At 44.2% G+C, this 19,133-nt stretch carries 16 protein-coding genes; 12 read left to right on the forward strand and 4 right to left on the reverse strand.

Features of this window, described 5'->3' with window-relative positions; genetic code table 11:
* Positions 1-7: 7 nt before the first annotated feature.
* Positions 8-769 (reverse strand): 2-dehydro-3-deoxy-D-gluconate 5-dehydrogenase KduD, encoded by a 762-nt coding sequence (gene kduD, locus L0992_19465; GenBank protein ID XGB70194.1) that lies wholly within the window; start codon positions 767-769, stop codon positions 8-10.
* 246 nt (positions 770-1,015) lie between these two features.
* On the opposite strand from kduD, the gene kdgR reads away from it, so the two are divergent.
* The 4 genes from kdgR to L0992_19485 all read left to right on the forward strand — a co-directional run bounded on the left by kdgR (position 1,016) and on the right by L0992_19485 (position 4,889).
* Positions 1,016-1,801, forward strand: coding sequence for a DNA-binding transcriptional regulator KdgR (gene kdgR, locus L0992_19470; GenBank protein XGB70195.1), 786 nt, complete (start codon positions 1,016-1,018; stop codon positions 1,799-1,801).
* A gap of 294 nt (positions 1,802-2,095) precedes the next feature.
* The gene (locus tag L0992_19475) at positions 2,096-3,427 is read left to right on the forward strand and encodes an MFS transporter (protein XGB70196.1); all 1,332 of its coding nucleotides are present in this window, start codon (positions 2,096-2,098) and stop codon (positions 3,425-3,427) included.
* A 143-nt stretch (positions 3,428-3,570) separates the two neighbouring features.
* On the forward strand, positions 3,571-4,452 hold the full coding sequence (locus L0992_19480; protein XGB70197.1) for a DMT family transporter: 882 nt from the start codon (positions 3,571-3,573) through the stop codon (positions 4,450-4,452).
* A gap of 197 nt (positions 4,453-4,649) precedes the next feature.
* Positions 4,650-4,889 (forward strand): hypothetical protein, encoded by a 240-nt coding sequence (locus tag L0992_19485; GenBank protein ID XGB70198.1) that lies wholly within the window; start codon positions 4,650-4,652, stop codon positions 4,887-4,889.
* A 50-nt stretch (positions 4,890-4,939) separates the two neighbouring features.
* On the opposite strand, the gene L0992_19490 is transcribed toward L0992_19485, so the two are convergent.
* Entirely contained in the window at positions 4,940-6,127 is a 1,188-nt protein-coding gene (locus tag L0992_19490; protein XGB70199.1) for a GGDEF domain-containing protein, read from the reverse strand.
* A gap of 305 nt (positions 6,128-6,432) precedes the next feature.
* On the opposite strand from L0992_19490, the gene L0992_19495 reads away from it, so the two are divergent.
* Both L0992_19495 and L0992_19500 read left to right on the forward strand, forming a co-directional pair.
* Positions 6,433-7,221, forward strand: coding sequence for a phytanoyl-CoA dioxygenase family protein (locus L0992_19495; GenBank protein ID XGB70200.1), 789 nt, complete (start codon positions 6,433-6,435; stop codon positions 7,219-7,221).
* 19 nt (positions 7,222-7,240) lie between these two features.
* On the forward strand, positions 7,241-8,230 hold the full coding sequence (locus L0992_19500) for a zinc-dependent alcohol dehydrogenase family protein (GenBank protein XGB70201.1): 990 nt from the start codon (positions 7,241-7,243) through the stop codon (positions 8,228-8,230).
* Positions 8,231-8,361: 131 nt separating this feature from the next.
* On the opposite strand, the gene L0992_19505 is transcribed toward L0992_19500, so the two are convergent.
* Positions 8,362-8,583 (reverse strand): hypothetical protein, encoded by a 222-nt coding sequence (locus L0992_19505; GenBank protein ID XGB70202.1) that lies wholly within the window; start codon positions 8,581-8,583, stop codon positions 8,362-8,364.
* A 480-nt stretch (positions 8,584-9,063) separates the two neighbouring features.
* Here L0992_19505 and L0992_19510 point away from each other — a divergent pair, with 480 nt between their 5' ends.
* From L0992_19510 to L0992_19525, 4 genes are all read left to right on the forward strand, one after another.
* Positions 9,064-10,227 (forward strand): efflux RND transporter periplasmic adaptor subunit, encoded by a 1,164-nt coding sequence (locus L0992_19510; protein ID XGB70203.1) that lies wholly within the window; start codon positions 9,064-9,066, stop codon positions 10,225-10,227.
* Between the two features lie 3 nt (positions 10,228-10,230).
* Positions 10,231-13,368, forward strand: coding sequence for an efflux RND transporter permease subunit (locus tag L0992_19515; protein ID XGB70204.1), 3,138 nt, complete (start codon positions 10,231-10,233; stop codon positions 13,366-13,368).
* A 76-nt stretch (positions 13,369-13,444) separates the two neighbouring features.
* A complete protein-coding gene (locus L0992_19520; protein ID XGB70205.1) occupies positions 13,445-14,185 on the forward strand; it encodes a DUF1499 domain-containing protein in 741 nt (246 codons plus the stop codon).
* A 46-nt stretch (positions 14,186-14,231) separates the two neighbouring features.
* Positions 14,232-14,792: a ricin-type beta-trefoil lectin domain protein gene (locus tag L0992_19525; GenBank protein XGB70206.1), complete on the forward strand. Its 561-nt coding sequence runs from the start codon at positions 14,232-14,234 to the stop codon at positions 14,790-14,792.
* A 128-nt stretch (positions 14,793-14,920) separates the two neighbouring features.
* Here L0992_19525 and L0992_19530 read toward each other — a convergent pair whose 3' ends face one another.
* Positions 14,921-15,427, reverse strand: a complete 507-nt coding sequence (locus L0992_19530; protein ID XGB70389.1) for an AAA family ATPase — start codon at positions 15,425-15,427, stop codon at positions 14,921-14,923.
* 469 nt (positions 15,428-15,896) lie between these two features.
* Between L0992_19530 and L0992_19535 the strand changes: the two genes are divergently transcribed.
* Both L0992_19535 and L0992_19540 read left to right on the forward strand, forming a co-directional pair.
* Positions 15,897-16,613 (forward strand): ABC transporter ATP-binding protein, encoded by a 717-nt coding sequence (locus L0992_19535; GenBank protein ID XGB70207.1) that lies wholly within the window; start codon positions 15,897-15,899, stop codon positions 16,611-16,613.
* Positions 16,600-19,128, forward strand: a complete 2,529-nt coding sequence (locus tag L0992_19540; GenBank protein XGB70208.1) for an ABC transporter permease — start codon at positions 16,600-16,602, stop codon at positions 19,126-19,128. Before L0992_19535 ends, L0992_19540 begins: the two co-directional genes overlap by 14 nt.
* The last annotated feature ends 5 nt before the right edge of the window (positions 19,129-19,133 follow it).

Here is a 19,133-nt window from a genome sequence, read left to right on the forward strand (position 1 = left end):
AAAATCGTTATCGTGCTAACCATCCACCATCAACAGCAATGGTATAACCATTAATGTAATCCGATGCAGGTGATGCTAAGAACACACATGGGCCAGCGACATCTTTTGGTGTACCCCAACGATCAGCAGGAATGCGCTCAAGAATAGCTTGGTTACGATCAGCATCTTCACGCAGTGCTTGAGTATTGTTGGTTGCCATATATCCAGGTGCAATCGCATTAACATTAATGTTATCGCTCGCCCATTCGTTCGCCATCGCACGGGTAATGCCCATTACAGCACTCTTAGACGCAGTATACGAAGGAACACGAATACCACCTTGGAAAGAGAGCATTGATGCGATATTAATGATCTTTCCGCCAGTGCCTTGCGCTTTAAACTGCTTCGCAACCGACTGAGACATAAAGAAAACGGTCTTAGTATTGATGTTCATTACGTCATCCCAGTTTTGCTCAGAAAACTCAATCGCGTCTTCTCGGCGAATAATGCCGGCATTATTAACAAGGATGTCGATGTGACCAAACTCAGTCAGCGCTTTATCTATAATTCCAGGAATATCTTCCTGCTTTAGAAGGTCAGCACGTACGTCTAAAAACGTATGACCCGCTGCATTCATTTTCTCGATGGTATCTGTTGGCTCAACACGATTTACGCCAACCACTTTACATCCAGCTTCAGCTAAACCAATTGCCATACCTTGACCAAGACCGGTATCACAACCCGTCACTATCGCTACTTTACCTTCCAGATTGAATGACTCTAACATCATGTTCGCTTCCTCAATTACGTTTAGTGTTGTGGCATTTCTGTAATGTCGCCCACTCGATTTAGTCATACAATAAAACATAAACTCGTTGCTGACAATTATTTTTGAAACGACATTTCAAAAATAATTTCTAATTGAGTTAAAACTTTGAAGTTGATCGTTCTCGTTTTTTATTTTTTTGAAAAGGCTTTTTAGAAATTACGAAAAGTGGTATTTTGTCTTGATATTAGATAGCCCAAAGGAAGAAAAATGGAGAAGTCCACCCAACCAGAAGCCGTTTCATCGGTATTAAAAGTTTTTAATATTCTTGAATCTCTGGGGGAACAGAAGGAAATAGGCGTATCAGACCTTTCACAACGTCTAATGATGTCTAAAGCCACTACCTACCGCTTTCTACAAACAATGAAAATGCTTGGCTATGTGTCTCAACAAGGCGAAGCTGACCGATACTCACTCACATTAAAGATGTTCGAACTTGGTTCAAAATCACTCGAGTGGGTTGATATGATCACAATCGCAGAGAAAGAGATGCGTGTGATCTCCGAAGAGACCAATGAAACCATTCACTTAGGTGCGCTGGACCATGGCTCTATCATCTACATCCACAAGATCGATTCTAGCTTCGCTCTACGCATGCATTCTCGTGTTGGTCGAAGAAATCCTCTACATACAACTGCGATTGGTAAAGTGTTATTAGCAGAACGTGACGAAGAATTCGTTCGCACTCAGCTGGCAGACGCCGAATTTGTAAAAAGCACAAAAAATACCCTCGAAAACGTCGACCAACTTATTGATGAACTGAAAGCGGTTAAACTGCAGCACTTTGGCGAAGATAATGAAGAACAAGAGCCAGGCTTACGTTGTATCGCAGCTCCAGTTTACGACCGTTTTGGTACCGTAATTGCTGGTGTCTCAATTTCATTTCCTACCATTCGATTTGATGAAGAGAAAAAAGCTCATTATGTGGAGTTACTGCACAACGCAGGCAGAAATATATCTAAGCAATTAGGGTTTAATGATTACCCAATAAAATAATGATAAAGGCGGCAATTATTGCTGCCTTTTTTATTGCGAGTTGTCCCCTTCAATTGATAGCCCAAGAATCATAGACAAGTCATGTTGTGCGTAAATAGAACAACATATAGCTCAGATAAACTCCTCCCCCCTTCCACCAATCATACGCAGACCGTCAAGCCTATAACCCACCATGAACGATAATCTCAAAAATCATCTAAATCAGATGATTTGGAATTATGACAACAATTCCATGATTTATAAGGTAAAAAGGTTTATACATAATAATGTGTTATTTAAAGTGCTGAAATTATCATGACGCTCAAAGAAATCCTGAAAATTCCCAATGTCCGCTACTTCTTAATGTTCAGAAGCAGCTACTTTGCGCGTTTTTATTACCCTATTTTCACCTTACTCTATTTAGATTACGGCTTAACCCTTTCTCAGTTTGCCATGCTCAACGTAGTTTGGGCGGCGACCATCGTGCTTGCAGAAGTACCATCTGGGGCATTCGCCGATACCTTAGGTCGTAAAAAGCTTGTGGTGTTGTCTTCGATTGTGATGTTCATTGAGATCGCGATGATCGCGCTCGTACCGACCGGAGACGCTAACTTGGTGTTCATGGTCTTCTTGGTCAACCGGATACTCAGCGGGCTAGCGATGGCATTAGCAAGCGGTGCTGATGAGGCACTGGCTTACGACACCTTAAAAGAACAAGGCAATGAAGAGTTGTGGCCGCGAGTGTTACAAATCCAGCTCCGTATCACCTCTAGTGTCGGTATCTTTGTCACCTTGATCGGTGCCGCGATGTACGATGTGAATTTCATGGCGAACATCTTTCATGCTCTTGGATTAGCCGAGCCAGAAAGCACCAAAGACCTGATGCGTATTCCTGTATTCGCCACGCTATTGGTCGCGTTGCTCGCCATTTATGCCGCAGTAAACATGCGCGAAGAAAAGAAGGTGATGCCAAGCGATCAGAGCAAATTAGCAACGACTATCGCCAGCCTCAAGTTAACGGCTGATACCGGTAAGTGGGTACTTGCTACGCCTTACGTGCTGTTCATCTTGCTCTATTACAGCTTGTTCGAACACACTTCACGTATGTTCTTAACCATGAACAGCCAATACTATCTCGCGATCGATATTCCTATTATCTATTTTGGTTTTATTGGCGCGGGAATCAGTTTACTAAAAATCATTTTAGCGGGACAAAGCCGCAGGTTAGCAGAAAGTATCGAGCCAAAAACCTTTATTATAGTCATGGGCTTAGCAAGTATTACGACTTACTATTGGATCAGCTTAGGGTGGTCAATCTATGGGGTAGTTCCTGCGCTGGTGCTTATTTTTATCATCATGACGATGAACATTTTCATCAGTTACCACCTAAATAAAAAGACCGAGTCACACAACCGAGCCACGGTTCTTAGTTTCAAAGGTTTGATGTTTAACCTCGGATACGGACTGATCGGTATTTTGTATGCTTACTACTACAAGTTGGTCTCTAATAATTACACCGAGCAAGAAATAGAACAGAACCTCGCCTTCTTAGCATCGCTGTCTTCATTCTGCTATTACTTCGCCTTACTGTTCGTTTTGATTAGCGCATTGTTCTATTTCAAAAACAAGAAACAGCCGATCTTCTGAAGAAAGTATCGAACTGTTGAAGAGATATCTACTGCCGAATAGAGAATAAAGGTGAGCCTGTGGGTATAAGCAGATCATGACACTTCTTATCATGTGATTTTTTGTTAGTATCACCATCAAATTACATCACACATGGAAGCGTCATGTCTTTTAGTTGGATCGCCTTTACCCTGCTTGCTGCCTTCAGCCAATCTTGGCGCAATGCCTTTCAAAGCAAGCTAGCCGGCACAATGAGTGTGGCTGGCGTCACGCTGGCTCGCTTTATTTGGGCAGGACCAATTGCACTTCTCTACCTCTACGCTTTATATCAATGGCAGCCAGTCTCAGCGCCTAATTTTTCCGGTGAGTTTGTTTTCTACATAGTTGCTGCGGCAATCATGCAGATCCTTGCGACAGGCTTAATGGTGATGCTGTTTAAGCTAGAAAACTATACGATTGGTGCTGGGCTTGCCAAGTGTGAGGCTCCCGTTTCAGCAGTACTTTCGGTGCTCTTCTTTGGTACGGCATTAACCGTAACAGGCTGGATAGGCGTGTTAATTGGTACCTTGGGTGTGCTCATCATGAGTAGCGCTTCAGGGTGGCGAAGCCTTTCTCCTAAAGTCTTTTTGTTGGGTATGGCTTGCAGTACCGCCTTTGCTTTAACGTCTCTTTGGGTGCGAGAAGCCAGTTTGAGCATTGGCCTCCCCTTCCCTCATAGCGCTGCTTGGGTTCTATTTCTGGTGATTACCCTTCAGACATTCATCATCTGTACTTACCTCTTCTTTAAAGAACGCGACACATTACGCCAGATATTCAAGAAGTCGAGACTGGTTGTGATGACAAGCCTAGCCAGTGTGGTTGGCTCTCTTGGCTGGTTTAGCGCGATGTCACTTCAAGCCGTGCCTTACGTAAAGATTTTAGGGCAAATTGAAGTAGTCTTCATGGTTCTCATTTCTTACTTCTGGTTGGGTCAGAGCATCGCCCGCAAAGACATTCTTGCGCTAGTCTTACTCTCTATCGCCGCAGTATTGGTGATGTGGCAGTAGTTTGACCAACAATACCGAGGTGAGTCCTGACAAACAAACGTAAGCGAACCGCCCTTTCATTCATACTTATGGTAAATACATCACGCCATCATATAATTTTTATGATGGCGTAAAATGATAAGAACCACCTTCACATAATTTTTATAGTGCCCGTATCAGCTATTTGTAATTACCTTTACTCAATAGGATACAGCCAAATGAAAACACTCACTCAAATCGTACTAGCAACAATCGTATTTACAACCTCACTAATGGCATTCGCTGAACCGACCACCACCAACGAAGCCCCACGAGAATCACAGACCATAACGGTAAAACATGAAGCAATGACAGTGACGCTAACAGATAAACATTTTGTGCCTGCTGATAAAGCTGAAACCGCCCAGGCTCAGAAGCTAACGCAAAATACCGACTCAAAACCACAACCAACAATATAATGGTCGTATCAAAATAGTGGTGCATCAAACTAACGTATAAATACCTCTCATCAGGCATCGACGAGCTCGTTAATATGACTAGGACAAACTGAAGTCATATTACGACCGTTTGTTTTCGCTTGATACAACGCTTTGTCTGCTCGACTAATAAACCCATTCCAACTCTCATGCGGGTGAAGCTGAGCAACACCGAAACTCGACGTCAGAAACATCTCATTTCCTTGCACTGCTGAGATCTCTGAAATAGACAATCGCAGCTTGCAGGCAATAGCCTGCGCTTGTAGGAAATTAAAATTGGGCAATAAAATCATTATCTCGTCTCCGCCAAAACGGAACGCACTGGCTGATGGCGATGTTTTTATCGCACTTTGAACCATTTCAGCAAAAGACTTGATGACGAGGTCACCCACAATGTGACCGTGTTGGTCATTGATCGACTTAAAGTTATCAATATCCATCATAATCGCACTGACAGGTGTAGCCCCCGACGGCTTCATAATGAGTGGAACCATTTCATCTAATGCTCTGCGGTTTCCAAGTGCAGTTAAAGGGTCACTGTAAGACAGGTCATGAATAGACCTAAGCAACCTTGCATTAATCAACCAGAGCATCGTGAAGCTCATCGATACGATAAGAACAATACTGACTAAAAAGGCAAGTTGATGAATGAGCGCGGCCGCCATGAAATCCTGAAGCTCAGCCGCAAATAGCGTCACCATTACTCGGAAAGTCATAAACCCGCCATATATCAAAAATGACAAGGCCATCATCCGAGTTGCTAAAGATAAATCCTCGCGTTGCCCCTTCAATACCGCAAAAGCAGTGCAAATAGTCACAAAGGCTAAATAGAAACTAATGAGGATAATTCGAGCCTTGATGGAAGGTTCGTAGTACGTGAAATAAATAAAACATGGGAAAAGAGCCAACATCATCAGACTGCTGAGGTAGATGCATTTTAGGGAGTATTCTCGAAACAAGCATAAGCTATACAAAGCGAGATGAAAGCCAAGCGCAATGACCATGTTGGCGCCAATAACAGTGATCCAATCAGGGATTTCCCCTCTTAGGCTCAACATCAGCGGCCCACTTCCAATAACAAATATTGAAATGGAAAAAATTGAAAGCCCTTTAATGGACTGTTGGGTAAATTGGAACAGCAACAAGCCAATGCAGTAAATGAAAGAGAACAAAATAATAATAAAATTAAGTGTTCTAATATCCAGCGAAAAACCATCCATGATTTACTCTCTTCCCTAAGCCAATTAAATCACAATATGGTCAATAATTATCTAAACCATAAATTTATTCACCATATGAATCATTACACTTTGTAAAATAGGGGATGTGTCACATATGGGGAGATCGGTATCGCATGAGTCCATGACATGGGTAGACATGTAAAGCTCGCCCCCGATATGGCTTCATAGCTTCACTGAATCTACAGGCTTCTGCACTCGCTACTTGGTTGAATGACGACTGTCTGGCATTATGCGCCCAAGAAATCCGTGGTTATTACGCGGCACAGAATGAACGAAGGTAGTCAGTGGTAGAAAACAGCCAACAATTAAGTAGCCAATACGACGAGCATGGTTACTTTGTTATCAGAAATTATTTCGATGAAGCTCAGATAGCATCGCTTAGAGAAGTCGTGCTGAAATTCCATGAGTCATGGAAAGCAGACAACGAAGAGTTCTATCAAGAAGAGGCATTTAACTCATCTTTGATTACAGGCAGCGAGTATCTAGCCGCCGACGATAGAACCTTACTATTTGACTTCATCAGCTCAAAAAAAGTCATGGAAGTGGTCGATGCGGTCATACCGAACAAGCCTGCATTCATGAACACACAGCTGTTCTTCAACCCTGTAAACCCGCAACAAAAAGATTTCTGGCATCGCGACTGTCAATACGACTACGATATTGATGACCAGATGAAAGTCATCATGGAAACCCAAGTATTACACCTCCGCGTACCCATATTTGATGAGCCCGGGATGGAGCTTATCCCCGGAACACACAAGCGTTGGGACAACGAAGAAGAATACAACGTTCGCCAAGAAGTAAATGGTAAAGTAAGCAGCGATGACATCTCTGGCGGTAAACAGATACCGTTAGAAGCGGGCGACTTATTAGTCTTCTCTGCGGATATGATCCACCGAGGTCGATACGGGTTGGATCGTTTAGCATTGGATATTTTAATCTTTGACTCGGCGGCAGACTATGTCGACTACGTTGATGACGACTGCTTACCAACGCCAGCAATGCTAAGCAATATTACCGATCCAAGACTGTTTATGAACACGCTACACTTAAAGTCGATGCAGTACTCATAACCACAAAGGTGCCCGAACCATGACTGACACCAAGCAAAATACCCGAATTAGCCAGTTCCGTTTCGGGCAACCGAAAGAGTCTCTCAAGCTAGAACATGTCGCTTTAGGCGCACTTGATAAAGATAAGGTTCGAGTACGAATTGAAGCGACCAACATCAACCCTAGTGATCTATTGTCGATTTATGGTGTGGGTCAATACAAACACAGCCACCAGCCGCCGAGAGTTCCGGGGTTTGAAGCGGTAGGAACGGTTGTGGAGTCTGGCCATTCTGAGTTTGTTCTGAACCAGCGAGTGCTTGTAGCAACAAGCGGCACATGGCAAAACTATATTGATGTGTCACCAGACAACCTCTTCCACATTCCTCAGCACCTAGATAATGGCTACGCCTGTCAGTTGTACATTAATGCGCTCACCGCATGGATACTGACGACAGAAGTGACGAAGTTGACCAAAGAAGATGTGTTGATCATCAATGCTGGCAGTTCAGCCATTGGCAAGATTTTCTCTCAGTTGTCGGAGTCACTTGGGTTTCAAATCATTGTCGTGACGTCACAACCTGAGCGCACTCAAACCACTTCATGTTATGTTCTGGATGCCAAAAGTGATTTGGTTGCACAAATTCAGCGACTCGGTTTGCCTCAACCAACAGTGGCCTTCGATGCGATTGGCGGTTCACCGGGAACCGAACTTATCCATACTCTCGGTAACCAAGGGCGCTTTATCAACTATGGAACGCTTTCTCTGGACTTTTACGAGCCACGCTTCTTCGAATACGCAAAGAACCAAGCTATCGATTTCAGCACGTTCTTCCTGCGCTATTGGGAAGAAGCAGAGGGTAAATACATTCGTCGCGACAAGTTCGAATCGATGTTGGAGCATTTTATCGCGAACGACATACAACTCGATGTCGACCGCTCTCTTCCGCTAGATGATGTGCAAACCGCGATTGATCTTATTGAATCGAAAACCACACGGTTAGATGGCAAGATCATCTTGCTTCCGATTTAGATAAAAGAGGCACTTTTATATCAGAAATGTCGCCGGAGAAAGCTCGGGAGGGGTAACGTTTTTGGACAGCAATGAGTCAGCAACCCAAAGAACAAACGCGAGATCTACTGATTCTCGCGTAACCTTTCCACTTACTGGTGCACTTTCTTGCTTACCGGCTTTAAAGCTTTCATAACTGACGACTGTTTCCACATACCCACACCTGTTAAAGCAAGCGCTGGTATTAGCCCCCATAACGTAGCTGTAATATATGTTTCATAGTTTCCTAAGGGTGAATAGAAAGCCGCACCAACTAATAGTGCTAACGCGATGTGTACCCATCTCAAAATTATTCTTATGTTCTTACCATTCATGATGCTTTCCTTCTGCTGTTATTTTAAGTTCTATGATAAAGCTGCTTTAGCTATAGTTCTTATAATTGCGACAGACGGTATTTACAGAGCGTGAGTTGCTGCACCTTACGATAAATGGGGAAATTCATTGCAAGTGCCAATATAGACACTCGAACACTCAATGAGGCAGCAGATTGTCGGTGATGGATGGGAGTCCTACGAAATTGGGGCTCTTTCTACTTACAATCAATGTCTTATAAAAATAACACTGCGTCTTCTAATGCCAGACCAAAGTAACGGATAGTTGTGAGTCCGTGGCTTTACTGAATTAGTATTCAATACATTTTCGTAATACTAAGCTTTTGTTCAGTAAACGAAGCGACTCTTCCAGAACCCCAAATTATTAATAATAACAATCCTCGGTCTTAACCCTGCCTTAACCATGTAGCTGCTATTCTTTTTCTTATGTTTGTAATTATGCTTCTAGGATAAGGTTTCATTATGTCTCTACCCCACGCGTTAAGATTGCCTTTGGGTTTACTTCTCTCCAGTTCTCTATTATTGGGTTGTGGCGAACAAGCTATGGAACAACGACCAGCTCCAGGTCCTATTCATGTTGATGTTTTAGACTTGACCCCAACAACACTGCGTTTAACGACCGAGTTGCCAGGGCGAATTGCTGCGTTTAAACAAGCAGAAGTGAGACCTCAGGTAACGGGTATTCTCAAAAGCCGTCTATACAAAGAGGGTTCTCAGGTAGAAGCCGATGAAGTACTTTATGAAATTGACCCAACCACTTATCAATCCAACGTTAACAGCGCACAAGCCCAATTAGCGAAAGCACTCACGAGCGAAGATACCGCTCGAAAAACGGCACTTCGTTATAAAGAACTATTAAGAAAAAAACTGACCAGTCAGCAAGATTTTGATGATGCCGATGCGCTTTACAAAGAAGCTCAAGCTGAAGTCGCGATCCGCCAAGCGGAATTGGATTACGCCAACATTGAACTGTCTTACACCAAAATCAAAGCACCTATCTCAGGTCAAGCGGGCCTCTCTTTGGTATCGGAAGGTTCTTTGTTGACCTCTGAACAGTCTTCTTACCTGACGACAATTGTGCAAACCGCGAATGTTTACGTGGATATGCAGCAATCTTCGTTAGCGATTACCAAAATCAAAAAAGAGTTTGCGACCTTCACCGACAAAGATGCGGAGATCCCAGTAACCATCACGTTAGAAGACGGCAGTGCGTATGATGAAGTAGGCCATTTAGAGTTTTCCGACACGCTAGTCTCGGACTCAACAGGTACGGTAACGCTACGTGCCATCATTCCAAACCCTGACAATACTTTACTCGCAGGTATGTACGTTCGCGCCCATATTTCAATGCCAGAAGCACGAGGCTACCTTGTCGTTCCTCAATCTGCAGTGGTAAGAAGTCAGTCTGGTGAGCCTTCCGTTTTTGTGGTCAACCAAGACAACAAGACAGAAAAAAAATCAGTGGTTCTCAGTAATGAAGTTGGCAACGGTTGGGTAGTTAAAGAAGGACTATCTAGCGGTGAGAAAATCGTAATCACCAATATCATCAACATGAAAAATGATATTGAGGTTGTCGTCGATAGCAGTACAAACAGCGCTGTTCCTGCTTTGGCGAGCGAGGAATAAACCATGTCCTTATCGAACTTTTTTATCAACAGACCGATCTTTGCTTGGGTGATTTCCATTGTCATTATGCTTTCAGGCATTGCGGCTATCGTCACTTTGCCTGTCGCACAATACCCTACAATTGCACCGCCAGCCGTGACCATTTCAACGTCTTACCCTGGTGCTTCAGCAAAAACAATTGAAGACAGCGTGACTCAGGTCATCGAACAAGGCATGACAGGGTTAGATAACTTGTTATACATGGCGTCTAAAAGTGACTCTTCTGGTAGTGCGAGCGTTACCTTGACGTTTAGTGCAGATACCGACCCCGATATTGCTCAGGTACAGGTGCAGAACAGCTTACAGCAAGTGAGTAATCGCCTGCCGACAGCGGTACAAAATCAAGGTACTTCTGTCACCAAGAGTACGTCAGGTTTTATGTCGGTAACCAACTTATATTCTCCTGATGGCAGCATGAGTGCGGGAGATATTCAAGATTACGCTAACTCAAACATTAAGGACATCCTAAGCCGTGTGAACGGTGTGGGCGAAGTGACTATTTTCGGCCCATCTTATGCGATGCGTATCTGGTTAGACCCTGCAAAATTGAACAGCTATAGCCTTACGCCTGTTGATGTTTCGAATGCAGTATCGGTTCAAAACAGCCAAGTTACCGTTGGGCAATTAGGCGGAACGCCTGCTGTTGATTCTCAGTTAATTAATGCCAGTATCACGGCGCAAAGCCTACTTACCAGCGTTGAAGAGTTTGAAGATATCTTAATCAAAGTCGACAGTGACGGCTCTCAAATTAAGCTCAAAGACGTCGCACGTGTCGAGTTAGCCAGTGAAGAATCTTCATCTATTCCTGCTTACATGGGTAAGGACTCTTCTGGTATTGCTATCACCCTTGCTACCGGCGCGAACTCGTTAGACACACAAAATGCGGTTGATGCAAAACTTGAACAACTTTCAAAAGGTTTTCCGGATGGACTAGAACTGGTTAAAACCACCGACAACAACTTATTTATCCGTTTATCCATCAGTGAAGTGGTCAAAACGCTATTTGAAGCGGTTGGGCTTGTGTTTATCGTGATGTTACTGTTTTTGCAAAACTTACGAGCCACCTTAATCCCAACCATTGCCGTGCCAGTCGTACTACTTGGTACCTTTGGTGTCATGGCCATGCTGGGTTTCTCAATCAATACACTCACCATGTTTGGTTTGGTGTTAGCGATCGGTTTGCTGGTTGATGATGCCATTGTTGTGGTGGAGAACGTTGAACGTTTAATGCATGAAGAGAACCTATCTCCTCTTGAAGCAACCAAAAAATCAATGGGACAAATCACCAGTGCCTTAATCGGTATTACGATGGTGTTGTCGGTTGTATTTATTCCTATGGCCTTCATGTCAGGGTCAACGGGCGTTATCTACCAACAGTTCTCTTTGACGATTGTTTCGGCAATGGTGCTATCCGTTGTCGTCGCATTGATTCTTACTCCTGTATTGTGTGCAACACTTCTAAAGCCTGTCGATAAAGCGTCGAGCAATAAGTTTTTTGCACTGTTTAACCGAGGGTTCGACAAGCTATCCAACCAATACCGAGGTTCAGTTAAACACGCTTTACAACGTCCACTGCGCTTCGTTTTTGTTTACCTAATGCTTTTTGCCGGCACGGCTTACCTATACAACGTGCTGCCAAGTTCATTTTTGCCAAATGAAGACCAAGGTGACTTCATGGTGATGGTGACCACACCAACGGGGACCACATTACAAAAGACACAAGAAGTGATGTTGGATATCAAAGATTATTTTGAAGAGAACGAATCACACACTGTCGACCACGTGTTTACCGTGTCTGGATTCAACTTTTCAGGCTCTGGGCAAAATGCGGCGATGGCATTTATTGGCATGAAAGATTGGTCAGAAAGGACTGAACCTGGAACCGATGTTGATTCCATTATCGGTCGTGTAATGGGTGAGTTTTCAAATTACAAACATGCACAGATCTTTGCTTTTAGTAGCCCAGCAATTCGAGAACTTGGTACTTCAACGGGTTTTAACTTCTACCTAGAAGACGTGGGGGCTGTTGGCCATGACAAACTGATTGAGTTCAGAAACCAGTTACTGGCGGCGGCGGCTCAAAGTCCATTATTGCAAAGTACACGACCAAACGGCCTTGAGGATACCGCGCAACTATTCCTTGATGTCGACTATGAAAAAGCCAAAGTGCTAGGTCTAGAAATTGATGACATCAACCAATCATTGTCAATTGCTTGGGCATCGTCATACGTGAATGACTTCATCGATCGTGGTCGCTCTAAGAAGGTTTACATTCAAGCCGATGCTGAATATCGCATGACACCAGAAGACCTGAACTTATGGTTTGTGCGTAACAACAACGGTGAGATGGTGCCAATCTCAGCTTTCAGTACTTATCACTGGGGTCAAGGCTCACCACAGTTACAACGTTATAACGGCAACCCTGCAGTAGAAATCGTCGGTGAAGCAGCTTCTGGTTACAGTACTGGTGAAGCGATGGATGAAATCGATAGATTAGCCGCAGAGATTTCAAACGATGTACAGGTGAGCTGGACGGGAATGTCCTATCAAGAGATCGAAGCTGGAAACCAAGCGCCAATTCTGTACGCGATCTCCATCTTGATGGTTTTCCTCTGCTTAGCCGCTTTGTATGAAAGCTGGAGCATTCCAATTGCGATTATTCTGGTGGTTCCATTAGGGATACTCGGCGCACTGGCTGCGATCATGTTGCGAGGGCTAGAGAACGATGTTTACTTCCAAGTGGGCGTTTTGACTACGATTGGTTTAACCGCCAAAAACGCAATTCTGATTGTTGAATTCGCCAAAGAGCTTTATGAAAAAGGCGTCAACATTATTGATGCAACGGTACAAGCGTGTGAGATGCGTCTGCGCCCGATTATCATGACATCACTGGCGTTTGGGCTCGGTGTATTACCTTTAGTGCTGAGTACGGGTGCAGGTGCTAATGCACGTAATGCGATTGGTACGTCGGTTTTAGGCGGCATGATGGGTGCGACATTATTGGTCATCTACTTCGCTCCGCTATTTTTTGTCTTGATCTGTAAATTGTTCAAATCAGATGATAAAGCAGCAATAGCGAACAACGCCGAACAGCCAAACTGAGTACTAACAAAATGAAGGAATGATGAGCCTAGGAGTGGCTCATCATTACTCGCTGAACACTTTCAAAGGATAGAAAATGACGAACAGCCGTACCTCTCGTATTGGAACATTATTACTAATCATCGCTTTCTCCGCTGTGCTAGCGGTTGCCGTGATGATCTTTGGGGCGCGTTTGGGCTTGTGGGATCCCATTATTGGCTTTGGCTACATTCGAAATTATCTCAACCCCATCGGCCTCTCTGTACTCGCTTTAAGTACACTCGGGCTCATCTACCAGTGGATTACTCGTAATCGCACTGGTGCGCTCAAGTCTCTGGTCGCTGTATTCATAGGGCTTGGTCTCATCGCGCCAATGATCCACGGCATGATCCAACCAGTGAAACGTGGACCTGCAATTCATGACATTACAACCGATACCACAAACCCACCTAAATTTTTGGTGCTGGATGATACGCGTGCCGGTGCCAAAAACTCTCTGATTTATGCAGGGGAGGAAGTTGCTGCAGTACAGAGGAAGTTGTACCCATACATTAAGCCTATTCAAGCTAACCTCTCTGCTGAAGATGCATACGAAAAAGCTCTGGATGTTGCGCAGAACAAAGGTTGGAAAATTGTTGGAGGATTCCCTGAAGCACTACACTTTGAAGCAACAGCTCAAACAACTTTCTTTGGCTTTATAGACGATGTGGTCGTTAAAGTTACCCCCATAAACAACAAAAGCCGTGTCGATATTCGTAGTGTGTCTCGAATCGGTCGCAGTGATAAAGGGGTCAATGCCGCTCGAATTGTAGAGTTCACCGAAAGTTTTAACCAGTAAGCCGTTTTAGTTACAGCACCAAAATTTATTAAAGGATGAAATAGATATGAAACTGAAAAATGTAGCCAAAGTCATTGTGGCATCTAGCTTAGTTGCTGCCCCTTCATTTATCTTTGCTGCAGAGCCGAATGTGCCGACAGAGCCTCCATACATTGTATTAAGTGATAATTTAGATGAGCCAAACGGTTATGGATTTTGTATTGATACCTACGGCCCTGGTCAATCCGAATTAATGCAGACCCACACCTGTAAGCCCAAAGCGCCCGAAGGTTCTCCTCGTAACTATTCTGGTCATGATGTGAGATTTGAATACGACAATGAAACAAATAAGATTCAATCTTATGCGTTTGAAGGGTTGTGTATGCAAGGTCTTTTAGCGAAAGGAAAGAGCGAACTCGCGTTACTAGAGTGCAGTGATGCAAAACACCAAGGTTTTGTTTATAGCGAAAATGATCAGACTATTCGATTGAAAGCGGATTCTAGCTACTGTTTGGCAGTGACATCAGAAACTCAAGAAGCTGGACCTTGGGTAAAACGTCCACTTGAACTGATTCAGTGTAAGGAAGCAGAGCCAGTTCTAATGAAATGGACGGTCGTATCTAAGTAATACACACTTTTTGGCAAACCTCTTCGTTCCACAACTCAATGCCTTATAGGTGGCATTGCATACATGTAATGTCACCTTTATTGTTGAATGAAAGATTGAGATTTTCAATATGCCACTCTATCTGAGTATTAAACACCTAACTTTTCCGTCAATTCTATGAATGATGTTTCGGTATTTTTACCTGACGTGTCGATTTTAATAACTTCAGTTTTCCATTCCTCATAGTGACGATTCTTTACTTGTTGCCAATCAGGTAGCTTTAGGTTTTCGACTTCACTTTGTCGAGTGATGACCCTTCTTTCATGTTCCTCACGATCAGAGCAGCTAACTTCAATATTGACAAACCTAGCGCCAACACTTTCCGCTACCTCTTGCCACTCGTTTCGAGTTAGCTCAATTGGATTACAAGAGTCAGAAATGCAGCTAATACCTAACGCCAAATTGTCTTTAACAATACGGTAACTTAAACGATAACCCTCACCTTCAACTTTGAAGCAACAAAGATCTCTAAGCCCTTGTTCTACAGTATCAATGCGAACGTACATCGCCCCCGTTTTCTCTGCTAACAACTTCGCTAATGTCGATTTCCCTGAAGCTGGGAGACCTGAAAATATATATAAAACAGGTTGATTCAATTGATTTTCGCCTTTTGCATAAACTTCATTCAGTACAGATCTTCTCTGCATTCTACATCCAGATAATTTCGTCTTCTATAACAGCACCTTTAACGGAGCATGTGTGATTAAAAACACTAACAAGCTATGGGGAAAAATATGTTAAGGATACAGCTTTCGCTCGTCTTATCCTCACACAAAATAATCTTCATCAGATACCAAGCATTGGTGTTGGCTACCCTTAGATGTCGTAAAAAACCTTCTAATAGATAATCCAAGACCGATGTGATGATTCAAAGACCTAACGAGAGTCCGAATTCCACCTCTAACTGATCTATTTTTCTCTTACCAAAGTACAAGTTACTAATAATTCGATATAAATCGCTCTATTGTTTGAAATTGTTGCCTACAGTTTGATAGAGCTTATCGTCGTAATGATTGCCATCAATAGACGCAGTTTGATAGTTATTATTGTTTACAAGGAGAGGAAATGGAAAACCCAGTTGTCACGCTGAAACAGGCCAGCAAAAGCTTTGTTGACGGCAAAGACACCCATCATGTGTTGGAGGGCGTCGACTTCGCTTTGGCAACAGGGGCAAGCGTGGCTTTGACAGGAGCAAGTGGCAGCGGGAAAAGTACTCTACTCAATCTCATCGCGGGTTTTGAACCGCTCTCAAGAGGCGAGTTATGGCTCGATGGTGAAGACACATCAGCTTGGAAAGACCCACAGTGGAGCCGCTTCCGCCATCAAAAACTGGGGGTTATCTTTCAGCAGTTCAACTTATTAACCCCACTCAACGTAAAACAAAACATCGCGTTCCCGTTGCATTTGAATCAACAAAAATGGGGCGAGTGGTGTGATTACTTGGTGGAAGCGTTAGGCATAAGTGAACTACTGGATAGGCATGTATCAGCGCTCTCTGGTGGGCAACAACAACGAGTAGCGATAGCTCGCGCGCTAGCTCATAAACCGAAACTGCTGCTTGCCGATGAACCCACAGGCAACCTCGACCACAAAGCCGGTTTAGAGGTAATGAGGCTACTGAACGAAATCACCACACAAGGCAACACCGCCGTATTACTGGTTACACATAGCCCTGAATGCGCCAGTTTTATGCAGACTCAACTGGTGTTAGATGATGGAGAGCTGAAGCGAGCCGATTTAAACCAAAAGCAAGCGAGTGACATTTCTTATGTTGAAAGCTAAGCGGACAGCCGAATCAAATCGCCTCAAAATCGCTCATACAAAACTTACGCTAAACCTATTCGCTGCGCACTATCGCCAATCCCCTTTGCAAGCTGCAGCGATCTTGGTTGGTATTGTGTTGGCGGTCACCCTGTTTGTCGCCGTGCAAGCGATCAACCTCAATGCCAAACGCAGCTATGCGGAATCCACCGAGCAACTTAGCGCTCAAGCTCTAAATCTGATCATCCCACCAGCGGGGCAAAACTATTTGCCAGAATCGCTCTACTTCAAGCTAAGACAAAATGGATTAAGCGCAATACTACCTGTGATTGAAGGGCGAGTGAGAGACGAACAAGGGCGTCGTTGGTCTGTACAAGGTAGTGAGCTAATCTCTGCTCTCACCTCAAGATCTCGTTACGCAGAAAAAAACGAGCAAACCAATCAGAACCAACAAAATATATCCCTGTTCGATAATGCCCTACCCCTACCTCAATTGTTGGCGGGCAAACCCATCGTGATGATGAGCCAGTCGCAACATCAAAGCTTGGGCGAAGTAAAAACACTCATTCTCGATGAAGTCGTCACCCAAGTGGTAGTGCTACCCGATGAATGGCAACTGGGCAGCCGAATGTTGATGGATATTGGCTTCGCCCAGCAACTGCTGAACAAACAAGGTCAACTGAGCTATATCGCCGTATTTGATACTAATAGCCAACCACACGACAACTGGCTGAATCTCATCGCAGAACAAGGGCAATGGATCACCAATAATCAGAGTACCGATCTCGGCTCTATTACCGACAGCTTTCACCTTAACCTCACTGCTATGAGCTTACTGGCGTTCTTGGTTGGTTTGTTCATCGCTTATAACGGTGTGAAATACAGCTTACTAAAACGTAATCGGCTATTGGTTCAAATTCAGCAAGCGGGTTTAGCACCAAGCATCGTGTTTTCAGCCTTGCTCGTTGAGCTTACCGTTCTGGTAACCATAGGCGCTTCACTCGGTTTCATTTTAGGGATTCAATTAAGCCATTGGCTACACCCAACCGTTGCGATAACCCTTGAACAACTTTATGGCGCAACACTATTACCCGGTACATGGCAGTGGTTATGGTTAGCACAAGCTTTATTGCTTACGTTAGCCGCTACGCTTGTTGCGTGTTGGCAACACTTTAAACAACGCGTTCGACAACCGCTCTCTTCTCATGGCGGTTTTTACCAAGCGCCAGAAAACTCGAACGAAAACCAACTGTTTGTCATTGGTTTAATGCTAACGGTTATCGCATTGGTGGGATTGTGGCTCAGCGAGCATCATCGCTTCACTATGGCGTGGCTTGGTGTATTAGTGGTGTCGATTCCCTTATATCTACCCAAAACGCTCTGCGTGTTAGCAAATTGGAGTGAACAGCGAACCCAATCTGGATTGATGCAGTACCTGTTTGCTGAACTGCGAGAGCTGATATCTCCCCTCTCCCTTGCCATGATGGCACTGCTGCTTGCGGTTACCGCCAACATGGGAATGAATACCTTAGTTGGAAGCTTTGAATCCACTCTAAAACAATGGTTAGAGCAACGCTTGCATGCCGACATTTACGTTAGCCCTGCTCAAGGCGAAATCGCTAATGTAGAACGCGCATTAGAACGGTTTGAGAACGTTGAAACCGTTTATAAGCAATACTATGTTGATGATAACTTGCAGGGCCTACCTACTTTGCTCGGTACCAAAGACAAAGATACATTAGAGCAAACCATGGTATTCCAATCGCAGCTTGATAGTTTTTGGGAGCGCTTCTACCAAGGCGAACTCGTGGCGATCAGCGAACCCACGGCGGTGAAGCTTGGCTTATCACTGAATAGCGAATTTAAGCTCGACTCTATCCCAGACCAATCACTGGTGGTTGGCGCGATCTTCCACGATTACGGCTCGCCGAATGGCGAAGTGTTGCTTGCCCCTAATTTGTGGCTTGAAAGCGGCTTTACGGATTTACCTACTAGCCTAGGTATTAAAGTATCTGGCGACCAGCAACAGGTATACGAACAGTTACGCCAACAACTGAATTTGCACCCAAGTCAGCTCTACGATCAAGCACAGATCAAATCCCTCGCTTTAGATATCTTTTCACAAACCTTTGCCATCACTCGCGCGCTGAATGGCGTAACCTTAATGGTCGCGGTCATTGGCTTGTTCTGTGCGTGCTTTATGTTGCTCGATGCACGTAAGGCCGCTATTGCAAGGTTGTATGCACTTGGCGTGAGCCGCAAAAAGCTGATGGCTATGGTACTCGGGCAAATCGTTGTGTTGGTGGCTTTTACTCTGGTTATTGCCATCCCACTCGGCGCTATGGTTGGCTACGTACTAACAGACATCGTCACCCTGCGCGCCTTCGGTTGGAGCTTAAATTATCAGTGGAATTGGAGTGATGCGCTCAGCATTTCCTTCATCACGATTGTTGTGGCGGTGGTTGCAACACTCATTCCTCTCTGGCGATTAGTCAGTAAGCCTGTGGTATCCAGTTTGCAAAGTGAGGTGTTGTGATGAAC

It is taken from the genome of Vibrio pomeroyi (assembly GCA_041879425.1).
GTDB classification, from domain to species: Bacteria; Pseudomonadota; Gammaproteobacteria; order Enterobacterales; family Vibrionaceae; genus Vibrio; species Vibrio pomeroyi_A.

Bases quoted from the DNA above. Each gene is read 5' to 3' on its own strand.
- kduD (XGB70194.1), bottom strand. From the start codon at position 769: ATGATGTTAGAGTCATTCAATCTGGAAGGTAAAGTAGCGATAGTGACG.
- kdgR (XGB70195.1), top strand. From the start codon at position 1,016: ATGGAGAAGTCCACCCAACCAGAAGCCGTTTCATCGGTATTAAAAGTT.
- L0992_19475 (XGB70196.1), top strand. From the start codon at position 2,096: ATGACGCTCAAAGAAATCCTGAAAATTCCCAATGTCCGCTACTTCTTA.
- L0992_19480 (XGB70197.1), top strand. From the start codon at position 3,571: ATGTCTTTTAGTTGGATCGCCTTTACCCTGCTTGCTGCCTTCAGCCAA.
- L0992_19485 (XGB70198.1), top strand. From the start codon at position 4,650: ATGAAAACACTCACTCAAATCGTACTAGCAACAATCGTATTTACAACC.
- L0992_19490 (XGB70199.1), bottom strand. From the start codon at position 6,127: ATGGATGGTTTTTCGCTGGATATTAGAACACTTAATTTTATTATTATT.
- L0992_19500 (XGB70201.1), top strand. From the start codon at position 7,241: ATGACTGACACCAAGCAAAATACCCGAATTAGCCAGTTCCGTTTCGGG.
- L0992_19505 (XGB70202.1), bottom strand. From the start codon at position 8,583: ATGAATGGTAAGAACATAAGAATAATTTTGAGATGGGTACACATCGCG.
- L0992_19510 (XGB70203.1), top strand. From the start codon at position 9,064: ATGTCTCTACCCCACGCGTTAAGATTGCCTTTGGGTTTACTTCTCTCC.
- L0992_19515 (XGB70204.1), top strand. From the start codon at position 10,231: ATGTCCTTATCGAACTTTTTTATCAACAGACCGATCTTTGCTTGGGTG.
- L0992_19520 (XGB70205.1), top strand. From the start codon at position 13,445: ATGACGAACAGCCGTACCTCTCGTATTGGAACATTATTACTAATCATC.
- L0992_19525 (XGB70206.1), top strand. From the start codon at position 14,232: ATGAAACTGAAAAATGTAGCCAAAGTCATTGTGGCATCTAGCTTAGTT.
- L0992_19535 (XGB70207.1), top strand. From the start codon at position 15,897: ATGGAAAACCCAGTTGTCACGCTGAAACAGGCCAGCAAAAGCTTTGTT.
- L0992_19540 (XGB70208.1), top strand. From the start codon at position 16,600: ATGTTGAAAGCTAAGCGGACAGCCGAATCAAATCGCCTCAAAATCGCT.